Origin of the sequence: Arthrobacter sp. B2a2-09, assembly GCF_027587375.1 — a bacterium.
Classification (GTDB): domain Bacteria; phylum Actinomycetota; class Actinomycetes; order Actinomycetales; family Micrococcaceae; genus Arthrobacter.
The window spans coordinates 123,234-138,279 of the sequence record NZ_JAMXIC010000013.1 but is presented as its reverse complement, the minus strand read 5'-3'; the positions used below and the strand labels follow the sequence as shown (position 1 = coordinate 138,279).

General features: G+C 65.8%; 14 protein-coding genes and 2 riboswitches. Of the genes, 11 read left to right on the top strand and 3 right to left on the bottom strand.

The genetic code is table 11. From position 1 onward, the window contains the following. Positions 1 to 127: 127 nt before the first annotated feature. Positions 128 to 231, bottom strand: a riboswitch (glycine riboswitch). Between the two features lies 1 nt (position 232). Beyond that, a riboswitch (glycine riboswitch) is annotated at positions 233 to 331 on the bottom strand. Positions 332 to 472: 141 nt separating this feature from the next. Beyond that, positions 473 to 1,051 (top strand): hypothetical protein, encoded by a 579-nt coding sequence (locus NFJ07_RS15170; RefSeq protein WP_269995539.1) that lies wholly within the window; start codon positions 473 to 475, stop codon positions 1,049 to 1,051. Then, positions 1,048 to 1,641, top strand: a complete 594-nt coding sequence (locus NFJ07_RS15165) for a hypothetical protein (RefSeq protein WP_269995538.1) — start codon at positions 1,048 to 1,050, stop codon at positions 1,639 to 1,641. Before NFJ07_RS15170 ends, NFJ07_RS15165 begins: the two co-directional genes overlap by 4 nt. Positions 1,642 to 1,656: 15 nt before the next feature. On the opposite strand, the gene trmB is transcribed toward NFJ07_RS15165, so the two are convergent. Further along, positions 1,657 to 2,580, bottom strand: coding sequence for a tRNA (guanosine(46)-N7)-methyltransferase TrmB (trmB, locus tag NFJ07_RS15160; RefSeq protein ID WP_269995537.1), 924 nt, complete (start codon positions 2,578 to 2,580; stop codon positions 1,657 to 1,659). Between the two features lie 102 nt (positions 2,581 to 2,682). Between trmB and NFJ07_RS15155 the strand changes: the two genes are divergently transcribed. From NFJ07_RS15155 to NFJ07_RS15120, 8 genes are all read left to right on the top strand, one after another. Next, positions 2,683 to 3,972, top strand: a complete 1,290-nt coding sequence (locus NFJ07_RS15155) for an MFS transporter (RefSeq protein ID WP_269995536.1) — start codon at positions 2,683 to 2,685, stop codon at positions 3,970 to 3,972. 123 nt (positions 3,973 to 4,095) lie between these two features. Beyond that, the gene (locus NFJ07_RS15150; protein ID WP_269995535.1) at positions 4,096 to 5,067 is read left to right on the top strand and encodes an Lrp/AsnC family transcriptional regulator; all 972 of its coding nucleotides are present in this window, start codon (positions 4,096 to 4,098) and stop codon (positions 5,065 to 5,067) included. 184 nt (positions 5,068 to 5,251) lie between these two features. Then, complete coding sequence (locus NFJ07_RS15145; RefSeq protein ID WP_269995534.1) at positions 5,252 to 6,682, top strand: amidase family protein; 1,431 nt, start codon at positions 5,252 to 5,254, stop codon at positions 6,680 to 6,682. Further along, positions 6,679 to 6,981 (top strand): hypothetical protein, encoded by a 303-nt coding sequence (locus tag NFJ07_RS15140; RefSeq protein WP_269995533.1) that lies wholly within the window; start codon positions 6,679 to 6,681, stop codon positions 6,979 to 6,981. Before NFJ07_RS15145 ends, NFJ07_RS15140 begins: the two co-directional genes overlap by 4 nt. Then, positions 6,981 to 7,922 (top strand): sodium:solute symporter family transporter, encoded by a 942-nt coding sequence (locus NFJ07_RS15135; protein WP_269995531.1) that lies wholly within the window; start codon positions 6,981 to 6,983, stop codon positions 7,920 to 7,922. The genes NFJ07_RS15140 and NFJ07_RS15135 overlap by 1 nt, the downstream gene beginning before the upstream one ends. Continuing rightward, complete coding sequence (locus tag NFJ07_RS15130) at positions 7,886 to 8,476, top strand: hypothetical protein (RefSeq protein ID WP_269995530.1); 591 nt, start codon at positions 7,886 to 7,888, stop codon at positions 8,474 to 8,476. The genes NFJ07_RS15135 and NFJ07_RS15130 overlap by 37 nt, the downstream gene beginning before the upstream one ends. After that, positions 8,473 to 9,732 carry a CaiB/BaiF CoA transferase family protein gene (locus tag NFJ07_RS15125; protein ID WP_269995529.1) on the top strand — a complete coding sequence of 420 codons (1,260 nt, stop codon included), beginning with the start codon at positions 8,473 to 8,475 and terminating at the stop codon, positions 9,730 to 9,732. The genes NFJ07_RS15130 and NFJ07_RS15125 overlap by 4 nt, the downstream gene beginning before the upstream one ends. Then, entirely contained in the window at positions 9,729 to 11,195 is a 1,467-nt protein-coding gene (locus NFJ07_RS15120; protein WP_269995528.1) for a carboxyl transferase domain-containing protein, read from the top strand. The genes NFJ07_RS15125 and NFJ07_RS15120 overlap by 4 nt, the downstream gene beginning before the upstream one ends. 81 nt (positions 11,196 to 11,276) lie before the next feature. Here the strand turns inward: NFJ07_RS15120 and NFJ07_RS15115 are convergent, their stop codons facing one another. Together NFJ07_RS15115 and NFJ07_RS15110 are read right to left on the bottom strand one after the other, a co-directional pair. Next, entirely contained in the window at positions 11,277 to 12,569 is a 1,293-nt protein-coding gene (locus NFJ07_RS15115; RefSeq protein WP_269995526.1) for an MFS transporter, read from the bottom strand. A 28-nt stretch (positions 12,570 to 12,597) separates the two neighbouring features. Beyond that, positions 12,598 to 13,818 (bottom strand): M20 metallopeptidase family protein, encoded by a 1,221-nt coding sequence (locus NFJ07_RS15110; RefSeq protein ID WP_269995524.1) that lies wholly within the window; start codon positions 13,816 to 13,818, stop codon positions 12,598 to 12,600. A 143-nt stretch (positions 13,819 to 13,961) separates the two neighbouring features. Here NFJ07_RS15110 and NFJ07_RS15105 point away from each other — a divergent pair, with 143 nt between their 5' ends. Next, the gene (locus NFJ07_RS15105; protein WP_269995523.1) at positions 13,962 to 15,017 is read left to right on the top strand and encodes an Lrp/AsnC family transcriptional regulator; all 1,056 of its coding nucleotides are present in this window, start codon (positions 13,962 to 13,964) and stop codon (positions 15,015 to 15,017) included. The last annotated feature ends 29 nt before the right edge of the window (positions 15,018 to 15,046 follow it).

Here is a 15,046-nt window from a genome sequence, read left to right as displayed (position 1 = left end):
GGGCTTGCGTTCGACCGGGACGGCTTTGTTGCGCTGTTCAACGCGCAGCAGCTTACGGCCTTCAGGTGCCAGGGTCATGAGGAACTCCATAATTCAGGTGGCGCGGACGCACCACGATGATTCGGTTCCTCCCCGCTCTGTATTGGACCTGAGAGTTTCCGCATCTCCGCTTCGCGGCTGGACGCTTGCACCGTCGGTGAGTCCGGTTGCCCGGGCTGCTTTCCAGAGTTGCCTTGCCGCGGCGGTACATGGGCCTGAGAGATTCCTGGGGAGGATTTGCTCCTACGGCGCCTGCTGAAACGTACCGGCAGGGCTCTCCCGCCGCAGATCATAAGCACGTGCCGCCTTTCGGTGACACGTCTCACATGGTATCCGGTGCCTGTGCGGCATGCAAAGATTCGCGTCCGTCGAGTGACCCAGCCTCACCGGGACCTTCACCGGAAACGTTACCGGCGGCCACGTCGACGTCATCGTGGTGTGGAACGCCCAGCGCGCGGACGGCTCGACCCTCGAAGGCGAGTACGAGGCCACCATCTCAGCAGGGACGCTGACCGGGACGACCCATGACGTCGCCAACCCGTCCAGCCAGGCCACGTGGACCGCTTCCGGCGGTCCTACCAAGGACTGCAGTGGAGCCACCGCGACGCCCACTAGCTCGCCCTCGTCGACCACCCAGAGCGCGGCCGCGGCGGAATCGGACATCCTCGAAGCCCTGGAGAACCCCCAGAACGGCAGCAAGCCCGCGATGGGGCTGAATGCCAGCGGCGGCGAAGCGATCGTGGAAGCCTTCAAAGGGCTCTTCCCAAAGAACGACGAGCAAGCCAACACCCTCGTCTTCCAAGCCGGGCTGCTGGCTTCGTCGGACGGCTCGGATGGGAAGCCCACGTTCCCGGGCGTCAGGGCATGCATGCCCATCATCCTGCGCATGGCTTACAACGGGGTCACCGACCCGGATGCTGCTGCCCGTGCATCAGCACTGTTGGCGGCCCGGCGCCTGCTGGTCTACCTCGTGGGACGGGACTTCGCGGTCACCAAGGGAGCGCCGCAGTGACGCCGCGCCGGACCCTCGTCGTCCTCGTCGTCTTCACTGCAACGTCAGTGGCTCTCGCCGCCTGCGTGGGGCCAGGGCCCAGTTCGCCGAGTTCTTCCCAGGTGACGACCCCCTCTTCCCAGGTGACAACGACGTCGCCGCAGCCACCCAACAGCGCCGGACTCACCCTGACCCCGCCGCAAGGTTGGGCGATCCGCGCACTGCCCACTCCCGGTGGGATCGTGCTGGCCGACTCGGAAGCGGACCTGACTGCCCAGACCGTGGCCGGGCCGAGGCTGACCGCTGTGCCGAACACGGCGGCGGCCACCGCCGACACGCTGATCGCCAACCTCGACAAGGAGGCACTGTTTGATCCGACGGCCACCCAGCAGGCCTTCGGCCCGTATGAGCAGGTCCCGGTGCTGCGTTTCACGACGGCAGCCACACCCACCGAGGGCGAAACCGTCGAGATCATTGCAATCACGGTTGCTCCCAACGAGGCCTATTTGATGACGCTGGAGGCGCCTTCGTCGAGCTGGAGCACGGCACAGGCGTCACTCGAGGGCGTCGTGGCGTCCGCCTCGATCAATGCGGAACTCTTCCCGAAATGACTACTTCCGCCTTGGCTAGATCCTGCGGTAGCTGAGGTCGAAGATCATGCGTCCGGCCTCGTGGGCTTTGTTTTCGAAGCTGGTCCGGATTCGGCCATCGAAGCGGGGTGCCCATCCGCCCACGTGGTCCACGCCCTCATTGGGTCCTGTGTGCTCGGTGCTGACCGGCGCGCGGCCTTCCTTGACTGGCGCCCCGCCAACCATGGATTCGACGCCGGATTCCCACACCTGGGTGAGGGGGCTTTCCGCACCGCTGCGCTCGCCGTCGTGCAGGTTTTCAAACTCGGTGGACCCGGCGAGGACCTCGCGGACGTGCACGGCATAGTTGGACCAGTCGGTGGCGATCCGCCACAGGCCACCCTTCTTGAGGGACCGCGCAGCGAGTTCGGCGAACGCGGGCTGAATGAGGCGGCGTTTGTGGTGTCGGGATTTGTGCCATGGGTCGGGGAAAAAGACCCAGAGCTCGCTCACTGAACCCGCGGGGAGCATGGTGGCCAGGACCTCGGGGGCGTTGGCTTCGACCACCCGTACGTTGCTCAGGCCGCGGCTGTTGATCTTGATCATCGTGTTGGCCAGGCCCGGGGTGTAGACCTCCACGGCGAGGAAGTCCTTGTCCGGGTTCTCCTCCGCCGCGTGGCATACGGCGTCGCCGAGTCCCGAACCGATTTCAACGATCAGCGGTGCTTTGCGCCCAAACTCCGCTTCGGCGTCGAACACGTAGTCCGGGTGCACGGAGGTGTTGGCGACATGCCGCGGAACCTGGATGGCCCAACGGTCGGAGTGCTCTTCCCACGCAGCCTGGCGGCGGCCCTGAAGGCGCGTCCCACGGCGCACAAAACTGACCGGCCTGCCACCATAGGTGCCGAAGGAGGCTTGGCTGCCTGGAGTCACGGGGCGCGAAGACTGCGGTGTTTCAGGGGAATCTGGGGTTTCACTCATCTCCTCCAGAATACCGTTGCAGGGCCAAACGCCTGCGGCGGAACCTGCGTACGCTCCCGTCATGAGGCGCCCGCGTATGAGCGTGACTGCCAGAATGGGTTGGTGACCCCCGCTTCAAGCTCCCCCAAGAACACCAAGCCGCATTCCGGCGTCCCCGAGATCCTCGTCGACGCCGAGATCGACGAGATTCCCGCCGCCGAGCCCACCCAGGTCAAGACGCGCGGCGGACTCGTCTTCCTGGGGATCTGCCTGGTGCTCATCGGCCTGAACCTGCGGACGGTGTTCTCGAGCTTTTCGGCGGTTCTTCCCGAAGTCACCGCCGACGCCGGGCTGCCGGGCTGGGCGGTGGTTGTCCTCACCACTGTGCCAGTGACCTTGTTGGGTGTCTTCGCGCCGCTGGCGCCGATCCTGGCCCGCCGTTTCGGCGCGGAGCGGGTATTGCTCGGCGCGATGGCGGTGCTGACCGCCGGGCTGCTGCTCCGTCCCGTGGACCTCGCGGGCGCCGGTCACTTGCCCGCACTGCTCACCGGAACATCGGCGTGCGGCGCCGCGATCGCGCTATGCAACGTGCTGCTGCCCGGCGTGGTCAAGCGCGACTTCCCGCACCGCCTGGGGCTCATGGGCGGGCTGTACACGACGGCGATTTGTGCATCTGCCGCGCTTGGCGCCGGTTTCACCTACCCCGTCTTCACGGCGGCCGGGCACTGGACTTCGGCGCTGTGGTTCTGGGCGCTGCCCGCCGCCGTCGTACTTTTGCTTTTCTTGCCGCTGGCGATCCGCCAGCATCCCGTCCGCCACAACGCCGCCGACGGCGGTGCGAACGTCTGGCGTTCCGCCGTCGCCTGGCAGGTCACCATCTTCATGGTGTTGCAGGCGATGATGTCCTTCAGCGTGTTTGCTTGGTTGGCGCCGATTCTGCGTGATCGCGGGATCGACGGCGGGACGGCCGGCTTGATCGTGTCCGTGTCGATTGTGCTGCAGATGCTTGGTTCGTTCATTGCACCGGGGCTCGCGGCACGTTTCAAGGATCAACGCGTCATCAACACAGTGGTGGCCCTCATGACCGGCGGCGGCTTCGCCTTGAGTATTTTCGGCCCCACGGATCTGATTTGGGTCTGGACCGGGCTGTTGGGCCTCGGCCAGGGGAGCCTCACCGCCGTCGCGTTGACCATGATCATGCTGCGTACCCGTGATTCGCACACAGCGGCGCACCTTTCCGGCATGATGCAGGGCGTCGGCTATGGATTGGGCTCTACGGGAACCCTGATGGTCGGGCAGTTGCACCAAGCGACCGGTGGCTTCGCGGCTGCCGGCATCCTGTTCCTCGTGGTGGGATCCCTTGCGGCCTTCTTCGGCTTCCGCGCCGGCCGGAACCGCTACGTGGGCGGCTGACCCAACTGACTCGCAGTTGTTGTCGCTTTCAGCGCTGAAAACGACAACAACTGCGAGCTACTTGGGGAGGGAGTGCGGCGGCGCGGCACGGGATTTGTCCGGCGAGGCGGCATAATCGGGTACATGGTCATGCTGGCACCCTCGCGCGAGCTGGACGGGCTCGATCGGCGGATTGTCGGCGCTCTCCAGGTCAATGGCCGCGCCTCCTGGCGGCGGATCGCCGAAGTCCTGGGCGAGCCGTTCAGCACGGTGACCCGCCGCGGCATCGCACTGCTGGATTCGAGCATCGTGCGCGTGGCCGGCCTGGTGACCCTTGGCCCCACACACCTTGTGGAAGTCCACTGTGAGCCCTCGCGGTTGCTCACCATCGCGGAGGAGCTTTCAGGCGACCCGGACGCCATTTTTGTCTATGCGCTCACCGGCCCAACTCGTCTCCTGTTCGAAGTGCAGGCCCGTCCGGGACGCCTCTCAAGCCTTGTGCTGGAGGAACTTCCAGCCCTCGACGGCGTGGTGCAGGTGAGCGCGTCGCCCGTCATGGAGTACTTCCGCACGGTGGCTGAATGGCACCCGGGTCCGGTCACCGCAGAGGAAACTGCCGCGCTCCAGGAAGTGCCGCCTCCACCGTCCCGACCGAGTGCGAGTGGAGTGCTCGACGACGTCGACTCTCACCTTGTGCGGATCCTCGTGGCTGACGGCCGCGTTCCGGTCGCCGAGCTGGGGGAAGCCGTGGGACTCTCCGCCCCGGCCGTGCGCCGACGGCTCAACACCCTTCTCGAGGAGGGCACGCTGAGTGTCCGGGCGATCGTTGAGCCCACGGACATCGGCCTTCCGATCGAAGCCGTGGTCTGGGTCCGCACCGCCCCGTCCGACGCCGTCGAGGTTGGCCGATTGCTCGCTGATGCGCCCGGGGTCCGCTACGCGGTCATGGCAATGGGCGAATTCCAGCTCATGGCCAACGTCACCCTCGCGAGCTTGAACGAACTGCGCGACTTCCTCACGTCATCTCCCTGGGCCGCCCGTGCCCTGGCTGTGCGCAGTTCCCTCGTGGTGCGCGCGTACAAGCGCGGTGGCGTGCGCATGCCCGCCCTCGGCTGAGTCATTTAGAAACCAGCTTCCTCCCGCCTGGGTTCACTCCTGCCCTGAACCGGGAATCTCGCGCGCCAAGAAACCTTGCCCACACCCCTAGTCAAATGTGATCCATCGCACTATCGTGGTTCATTAATTCCAGTTGAGATAAAGAAATGACTCAAAAGGAAACTAGATGAAAGCAAAATGAATCATGACAAACGACTTGATTTACCGTGGGGCAGTGGAGCTTGCCGGGCTCCTGCGTTCCCGGGAGGTGTCTGCCGCCGAGGTCCTCGAGGCGCACCTGGAACAGATCGACAAGCTCAACCCGTTGATCAACGCGGTGGTGACCCTTGACGAAGAGGGCGCCAGGGCGGCCGCAGCGGAAGCCGATCGAAAGATCGTGGCCGGGGAGCCGGTGGGGCCACTCCATGGCTTGCCCATCAGCTTCAAGGACACCGCGAATACCGCGGGGATGCGGACCACCTTCGGACACCCGAATTTTCGGGACCACGTTCCGGCGGAGAACGATCTGCACGTCCAGCGCATCCTCGACGCCGGTGCCATTCGGGTGGGCAAGACCAATGTCCCGGAGTTCGCCGCTGGATCCCACACGTTCAACCGTCTCTTCGGCGCAACGCGCAATCCCTATGACCCCGGCAAGTCCGCCGGTGGCAGCAGCGGCGGTGCGGCGGCGGCCCTGGCAGCGGGCTTCCAGCCGATCGCCGATGGAAGCGATATGGGCGGCTCCCTCCGCAACCCGGCGTCGTTCTGCAATGTGGTCGGCCTGCGTCCCACCCCCGGCATGGTCCCCAACACGGACGGCAACAACGTCTTTTTCCCGCTGGGGGTGGCCGGACCTATGGGCCGCACGGCGGCGGATGCTGCGCTTTTGTTTGAGGTCATGACCGGTGCATCGCCTGACGATCCCCATTCCGTTTTCCCGGCCGGCCCTGCAAGCCCCTCCGCCGAACCGTCCCCAGCCGACTTTGCCGGTCTGCGTATCGCCTTCGCCCCGAGCCTCGGCGGCCGGATCCCCGTGAGCCGCGAGGTGCTCGACGTTATTGAACCGCAGGCAGCGGCCCTCGCGGCCCTCGGCGCACACGTGGAGCTGGACTGCCCGGACCTCGACGGTTCCGAGCAAGTGTTCCGCGTCCTGCGCGCAGCTTCTTTCGACTCGATGTGGGGCGAGCAGCTTGCCGCGGAACCCGATGCCTTCAACCATTTCCTGGCCGGCAACATCCGCGAAGGCGGCCTGCTCAGTGGCCGCGACGTAGTCCGCGCCGAGGAAGGAATGACCCGCCTGATCCGCAAGGCGGCCGGATTCTTCGAGCGGTACGACCTGGTTATCGCGCCCGCGTCCCAGCTTGTCCCGTTCGACGTCGATCTCGAATACCCCACCGAGATCGAGGGACAACAGCTCCAGAACTACCTCGACTGGATGCGTGCCCCGTACCTGTTCACCCCGCTGGGCCTCCCCGCCCTGTCCGTTCCGGCCGGTTTCACCCCAGCCGGACTTCCCGTAGGCCTCCAGATGGTCGGAGCGCGCGGCAGCGACGCCCGCCTCCTCCGCCTGGCTTCCGCCTTCGAGAAGATCTCTTCCTGCTCATCCGTTCGCCCCCAAGGAGCTGCAGTTCTATGAGCACTACCCTGGCATCCCCCAAGAGATTGACCATTGCCTCAGTCCCCATCGTGGGCATGATCATCACACCATTCCTGCCCTTCGTTTCCACTCCAACGCTATGGCTTGGCCTCCCGTCGGCGATCGTCTGGATGGGCCTCATGATCGTGGCGACGATCGTTGCCCTGCAGATCATCGAGCGCACATACCTCCGCGAGGGCGGTGCCGAACTCGATCGTCTTGAAGCCGAGCAAAGCGGCTTGGCTGGCGCCGCTACAACGAACGGCGCGGCCACCATCACCGAAAGAGAGGCCCACTGATGCTTACAGTCGCCATCATCATCGGAATTGTCGGTATCGGCGCCCTCGGGATTGCAGGCCGCCGACGCCAGACCGAGCTCTCGAGCTGGACAGTCGGCAAGCGGGACTTGCCCCGCTGGACCAGTTGGTTCCTCCAAGCAGGCGAGTCGCTGACGACGTTCAGCTTCCTCGGCCTCGCCGGAATCGCCTTCGGCGGCGGCGTCGCGGCGCTCTTCGCAGTCGCCTACCTGACCATCAACTGCATCGTCCAGTACTTCGTGATTCCCCGTCAGCGAGCGCTGGGCGCGAACCGCGGCTACCTGACCATGGCGGACTTCTTCCAGGACCGCTTCAATAGCAAGGCCTTGGGCAAGACTGTGGCCCTCGTGGGTGCCGTCTTCCTCATCCCGTACCTGCAACTGCAAATCACCGGGCTTGGCTTGATCGTCCAGCTCGCTACGGGCAGCGAATCGGCGCGCGGATACAGCATGGCCGTGGCCAGCGTGCTGGTGGTGGTCTTCGTCATCTGGGCCGGTATCCGGGGACTCGCCAAAGTGGCTGTTTTCAAGGACTTCGCCATGCTCGCCGCCCTGGTCATCGTGTTGGCCGGTGTGGTGGCCGGCATCGGCGGGATCCCGGATATCTTCGCCAAGGTCATGGATACCGCCCCGAGCTACCTCACCATCAGCCGTCCGGGCTTCGACGCGACCTTCTGGGTGACCTCGGTGATCGTGACAAGCATCGGCGCCGGGCTCAACACCTTCCCGCACTTGTGGCCGCCGGTCCTTGCCGCGAAAAGCGGTGCCGTGCTGCGGGACAACGTCAAATGGCTTGCGGTCTACCAGTTCCTGCTGCTCATCCCGATCACAGCCGGAATCGCCGCCACCCTGGTCCTCGATCCGAAGACCAAGAGCAACTTGTCCTCTTGGGCATCGCCCAGCACACGTTGCCGGAGCCACTGATCGCGATCATTGCCATCGGCGGCGCAGCGGCCGCCATGGTTCCGGCGGGCGCGATCGCCATGGGCATTTCCTCGCTTGTCCCGAACAACCTGCTGTCCGTGAAGAACCCCAAGGTGCGGTTCCGGATCAACCACGTGGTGGTCGCCGTCGCCGTCGGACTGGCGCTGGCTTTCGGGCTCGCGAAATCGGACATCGGAGCGCTGCTCCTGCTCACGTACGGTGGACTGACCCAGCTCGCACCCGCCGTCGCGATAGCGATCGGCCGCAAGGTGCGCATCGGCGCCGTTCCGGTGAACCTCGGCATCATCGTGGGCACGCTCACGGTAGCCGTCATTACCTTCGGCAACATCCCCACGGGCGGCGTCGATTCCGGTCTCATTTCCCTCGCCCCCAACCTTCTCGTGCTCGCCGTCGCGGAGCTTATCCGCCGTCGCCGCAATCCGCAGGCAGCCGCTGGGCGAACGGACGACGTCGAGGATTCAGTTCCGGGACACCGCACGGTTGAAGGACACCGTGCGGTTGAAGGGCACAGCGCGGTTGGTGTCGAAGCATGACGCAGCCCGAATTCCCCAACCGCAAGCAACACCACGCGGGACCGCTCGCCGGGAAGCTCGTCGTCGACCTCTCCCGCGCCCTTGCCGGTCCACACGCCGGCATGATGCTCGGTGACCTCGGCGCCCGCGTCATCAAGGTGGAAAATCCGGACGGCGGTGATGACACCCGCGGCTGGGGGCCGCCGTTCGTCGACACTCCAGAGGGGCGCGAGTCCACGTACTTCCTTTCGTGCAACCGGAACAAGGAGTCCATCCGGCTCGACCTCAAGGCGGCAGAAGGCAAGGCCGCGTTGCGGGAACTGCTGCGGCGGGCCGATGTTCTCGTAGAGAACTTCCGCCCGGGGACCTTGGACCGGCTGGGTTTTGATCCTGCGAGGCTCGAAGAGTTGAATCCGAGGCTGGTGGTCCTCGCCATCAGCGGCTTCGGCCACGACGGTCCGGAGGGGCACCGTGCCGGCTACGACCAGATTGCCCAGGGCGAAGCGGGGCTGATGTCCCTCACGGGTTCAGGACCCGGGGACCCGCAGCGCGTCGGCGTGCCGATTGGCGATGTCCTGGCTGGAATCCACGGCGCCTACGGTGTGCTGGCGGCCCTCCTGGAACGTGAGCGGACGGGTCGCGGCCAAATAGTGCGCACCTCGCTGCTGTCCTCGATCGTCAGCGTGCTGGCTTTCCAAGGCACGCGCTGGACAGTGGGCGGCGAGGTCCCGCAGGCTCAAGGCAACCACCATCCCTCGATCGCGCCATATGGGCTGTTCCGCTGCGCGGGAGGCGCGGTGCAGATTGCCGTGGGATCCGAAGGCTTGTGGCGCCGTTTCGCGAAGGAGTTCAGCCTCAGCACCGAGGACGAACGCTGGCGCGACAACCAGTCCCGCGTGGCCCACGGGGCCGAGCTGATCGAAGCAATCGAAGCCGCGTTCTCAGAGTCCGACGCCGAAGAGCTGCTCGCGCGGCTCGAAGCGGCTGGGGTGCCGGGAGGCCGGGTCCGTTCCCTGGACGAAGTCTTTGCCTGGGAACAGGCGCGAAGCCAACACCTGGCCGTCGAACTCGAGCATCCCACGATGGGACGTATCGAGGTCCCGGGATCACCGCTGCGCTTCTTCCAGCCGGACGGCACGGAGACCACAAGGTTGCGGCACTCCGCACCACCGAGGCTCGGAGAGCACGACGACGCCGTACGGGCATGGCTAGACGGCGCCGCGTTGCCCGGCGCAGGGTTGCCCGGCGCCGCGTTGCTTGGTTCGGGGGCGTCATGACAGCCATCGCAGAAACCGCGCGCCCGGAACCGAGCCCCACTGGGCACAGGCAGTGCCGCCTTAGCGGGACGGAGTTTCTCGAGCAGCTCCTCGACGCCGGTAGTTTCCGCAGTTGGGACCGGCCGGTCCCGGCGCCGCCGGGGGCGGACTCTGCCTACCTCGCGGATCTGGCCCGGGCCCGGGACCGCAGCGGCACCGACGAGTCCGTGCTCACGGGCGAAGGGACGCTGGATGGAAATCCCGTAGCCGTCCTGGCCAGCGAGTTCGCCTTCCTCGGCGGCTCGATCGGGCGGTCCGCCGCCGAGCGGATCGTCGCGGCGATCGAAGAAGCAGGCCGACGTCGGCTGCCTCTCGTGGCCGCTCCGGCGTCAGGGGGCACCCGCATGCAGGAGGGAACCCTGGCCTTCCTGCAGATGGTTCGGATCACAGAGGCGCTCACGGCATACAAGCGTCTCGGCCTGCCGTATCTGGCCTACCTCCGGCACCCGACCACAGGCGGCGTCTTCGCCTCATGGGGATCCTTGGGCCACGTCACGGTAGCGGAGCCGGGCGGGCTGGTTGGCTTCCTTGGCCCCAAGGTCTACGCCGGACTCACGGGACAGGCGTTTCCAGAAGGCATTCAGAGGAGTGAACATCTTCTCGCCCATGGAACGGTCGACGCCGTGTTGGACGCACCGGGATTCAGGGACCTTGCCGCTGAGGTGCTGGGCATTCTCGCTGGCCAGGGGGCCTTGGAAGGCGCCGGAGCGTTACGGATCACGGGTAACAGCAGCGACGACGCTTCCGCCTGGGATTCGGTCCTGCGGACTCGCGACGCCAGGCGTCCCGGGTTGGCGGAACTGCTCGACGGCGGGTTCGGCCGCCTCGTGCGCTTGCACGGCACGGGCCGTGGGGCAGCTTCGGCGAGCACCGCCGTCGTGCTGGCTGAACTCGAGGGCCGGCCCGTCGTCGTCGTTGGCCAAGACCGCGCAGCCCAGCGGGCGGGTAGCGTCCTCGACGCGGCGGGTTTGGCGCAGGCCCGCCGGGGAATGCGGCTCGCGGAGGAACTGGGCCTGCCGCTCGTGACGGTGGTGGACACCCCGGGTGCCGAGCTTTCTGTGCGGGCCGAGGAGTCCGCAATCGCGGGCGGGATCGCCGATTGCATCGCCGGAATGCTCGGACTTACGGTGCCAAGCGTTGCCGTGCTCCTCGGCGAGGGGACCGGTGGCGGTGCGCTCGCTCTTGCGGCTGCCCGCCGCACGGTGGCGGCCGAGCACGCCTGGCTCGCGCCGCTGCCGCCGGAAGGTGCCAGCATCATCGTGCACGGGGACACGTCCCTCGCGGCCGAGCTGGGTGAGCGGCAACGGATCGGAGCACGCGCACTCCTCGAAGATGGTGCCGTGGACGAGGTGGTAAGCGAGGGGGATGGTTTCGTTAGACGCCTCGCAGAAGCCGCCTCCCGTCACCTCGCCGCCCAGCTTTAACCCAACTAGCTCGCAGTTAATGTCGTTATGAGGGCTCAAAACGACATTAACTGCGAGCTAGTTGGGTCCAAACAGGGGAAGTTAGAGCGTCAGGTCCTTGCCCTTGGTTTCCGGGATCATGAAGGCGAACGCGATTCCGATGGCCAACAGGATCACCGCGTAGACGTTGAACATGTTGGCCTGGCCGATGCTGCCGAGCCAGGTCTGCAGGTACGGGGCCGTGCCGCCGAAGACCGCCACGCAAATGGAATACGGGACGCCGACACCCACGGTCCGGATCTTCGTCGGGAACAGCTCGGCATATACGGCAGGGACAATCGAGGCGCTACCAGCAATGAAGAACAACATCACAGACATCGAAACAGCCAGCTGCCAGGGGGAATCCTTCAAGAGCCATGTCATGGGGAAGTGCAACAGTGCGGCACCTGCAGAGCTAACGATCAGCACGGGCTTGCGTCCGATTCGATCGGACAGCTTGCCCCAGAACGGCAGCGACGCGATGAAAGCGATGTTGCCGATGACGCCGGCCCAGAGGGCTGCTCCGCGGTCCATCTTGAGGGTGCTCGCCGCGTAGCTCGGCGCCACGACGCCCCAGATGTAGTAAACAACGGTGAGGCCCACGGTCAGGCCGATCACCTGCAAGGCCTGCTTGCGGTATTTGACGATCTGCGGCCACATGGGCTCGCGCTTTTCCTTCGGCACCTCGGCTTCGAACGCCTCGGTCTCCTTCATCTTGGCCCGCATGACCAAGGCGTAGATGCCCAGGGCGCCGCCAACCAGGAACGGCACGCGCCAGCCCCAGGCGTTCATGTCGGCCTTGCTCAGCACACCGGTCAGGATGGCCCCGAGGAGGGTTCCGGCGAGGATGCCGGCGGTGCCGGAGGTGTAGATGAGCGTTGCCCAGAAGCCCCGCTTTTCCTTGGGTGCCATTTCGGACAGGTACGTTTGCGACGACGGCAGCTCCCCACCGTGGGCGAGGCCCTGGATGAGGCGGGCCACCAGGAGCATGACGGATGCCAAAGCTCCAACAGCCTGGAAGGTCGGAGCGATACCGATCAGCAGGCTGCCGACAGCCGCGAGGCCGACGGCGAACGTCATGGACGTCTTGCGGCCGATCCTGTCGCCGATCCAGCCGAAGACGAAGCCGCCGAACGGTCGGGCCACGAATCCGACGGCGAAGATCGCCAGGGTGGAGAGGACCGCGGACGTGGGGTCGGCACTGCTGAAGAGCGCGCTCGCGATGAAAGGCGAGAACGTGGCGTAGATGGCCCAGTCGTACCATTCGACGGCGTTGCCGATGCCGGTGCCGATGAGGGTTCGCAGGTGGGACTTGTGAACCTGAACTGTGGCTGAAGCGCCTACGGTGGCGGTCATGTCTTGCTCCAAGGGGCTGGTGTGGTGGTTAGTTGCTGGCGGCGAGAGTGGCGATGCGGGAGACCGCGAGCTCTGCGTAGAGCGCCGCACCGTCGGACAGGACGCCGTCGTCGAACGTGGCGTAGGGGGAGTGGTTGAACGGTGAGGTGGTGTGGTCTACCCCCTTGGGTACGGCGCTGAGGCCTATGAAGGTTCCCGGCACTTCGGCCAGGACCCTGGAGAAATCTTCCGAACCACTGATGGGCGTGGCCCAGCGGGAGAGCCGGGAATCGCCGAACATGTCCGAGATGACGTTCTCCGCGGTGTGGGTCTCGTCCTCGTCAGTGACGGTCATGGGGTACTCGCCGCGGTAGTCGACGTCCACTTCCAGGCCATGCGCGGAGGCAATGCCCTTGAGGAGCTGAGGAATCGCGCTCATCATCCGGTCGCGGGAGGCTTCCGAGAACGTGCGGATGGTGGCTTCGAAACGCGCGGATTCGGGGATGACGTTGCGCTTGGTACCTGCCTGCAGCACGCCCACCGTCAGGACTACGGGATCGAACATGTTGAACTGCCGCGTGATCATGACCTGGAGCGCCGTCACCATTTCCGCGGCTGCGGTGACGGGGTCCTTGGCCGCATGCGGCGCCGAGCCATGCCCGCCGGCACCGAGGACGGTGACGAAGAGTCCGTCAGAGGCGCTCATCATCACGCCCGGCTTGGTGCAGAACTGGCCGTACGGTTCCAAGGAGGAAAAGACGTGCATGCCGTAGGCGGCGTCAACGCGGCCGCCGGCGGCGTCGAGGACGCCTTCGCGGATCATGTGGCCCGCGCCGTCGAAGCCTTCTTCGCCCGGCTGGAACATGAGGACGACGTCGCCCGCCAACTGATGGCGACGTTCGGCCAGCAGGGTTGCGGCTCCGGCGAGCATGGACGTGTGGAGATCGTGGCCGCAGGCGTGCATGGCGCCGTCGATCTTCGAGGAGAACTCGACGCCGGTGCGCTCCTGGACGGGAAGGCCATCCATGTCGGCGCGGAGCAACACAGCTGGCTTCCGGGCTGAGGCGTGAGGCGCGCCGCCGCGCAAGACCGCGGTGACCGACGTCGTGCTCTCGCCAAGGGTGATTTCGTAAGGGAGTCCGTCGAGCGCCTTGAGCACCTTTTCCTGGGTGCGCGGGAGGTCCAGGCCGATTTCCGGTTCCTGGTGGAGCTCGTGACGGAACCGGGCGATTTCTCCCTGCATCTCTTTGGCGTCTGAGGCGATCGACATCTGTTCTCCTGTTTCCTGAACGTTTGGTAAGTATCCATAGCCATTGTGGAGTGATTAGTCTCACAATTTTCAAAAGCCCTGAAAAAATACAGGAGCATGCCAGAATTAACAGGAATCGTGCATCGCCTAAGAGAGGATCGCTGATGGAACTCAGTGAAGAAGACCTCCGGCTGATCAACGCCCTCCAGATCTCGCCGCGGATCAGTTGGTCCGACGCCGCCGAGGTCCTGGACGTCCACGCCACCACCTTGGCCTCCCGATGGGACCGCCTGCGAGAGTCCGGAGCCGCCTGGACCACGGCGCACCTCATGGGCGACCCCAAGCATGCCTGCCTTGCCCTGTTGGACGTGGACTGCGAAATGCACCTCAGGCCGGAAGTCACGGCCGCGCTCGCCGCGATTCCGGAGATCATCACGGTTGAGGAGGCCGCAAGCAACCGGGACCTCATGCTGACCGTGATCACCCAAGACCTGGGCGAGTTCAGCAGCCGGCTATTGCCCCAGCTCAAGGAAATCCGGGGGCTCACCAAGTACCGGACCTCGCTCTGCACCCGGATCCACACGAGCGGCTATGCGTGGCGACTCAACGTCCTGAGCCGGGCGGAGCAGCAGGCGCTGCGCGCCCTCGCCGGGCCGGAAGCGCTCAATCCGTCCGCCCCCCACGCTCAGGTCACCCCGCTGCCGGAGAGCCATATGGCACTCTTTCCCTTCCTCGCCCGGGATGGAAGGGCCTCCGCCGCGGAGATCGCACGCGCCCTGGGACGACACCCTGCCACGGTGCAGCGGCAGCTCGGCCGGGTGCTCGCGAGCCGGATGCTGTCCTTCCGCTGCGAAATCGCTCAGCAATTCTCCGGCTATCCCATGACGTGCCAGTGGTTCGCGAATGTTCCAGCAGGCCAGCACGAGGCCGCGGCCGCCGAGCTACGGGCCGTCAGGAACGTCAGGTTCACGGCCTCCACCACTGGCAGCACCAACTTTGTGATCATCATGTGGCTGCGCTCGCTGGCCGAGGTCATGGAGATGGAACTCGCCATCCAGCAACGCATTCCCGGGATCGAACTCGTCGAAAGCGTCGTGATGCTGAGCACCGCCAAGCGGGTCGGCTGGATGCTGAACCCGGACTCGACGGCGACTGGCGCCGTCGTACCCACCGCCGCGGGCGAGCTGATCCCCGTGATCGAATGGACGACGACGGCGTGACTCACCGGGCCGGGTAGGTGGGGAGCATC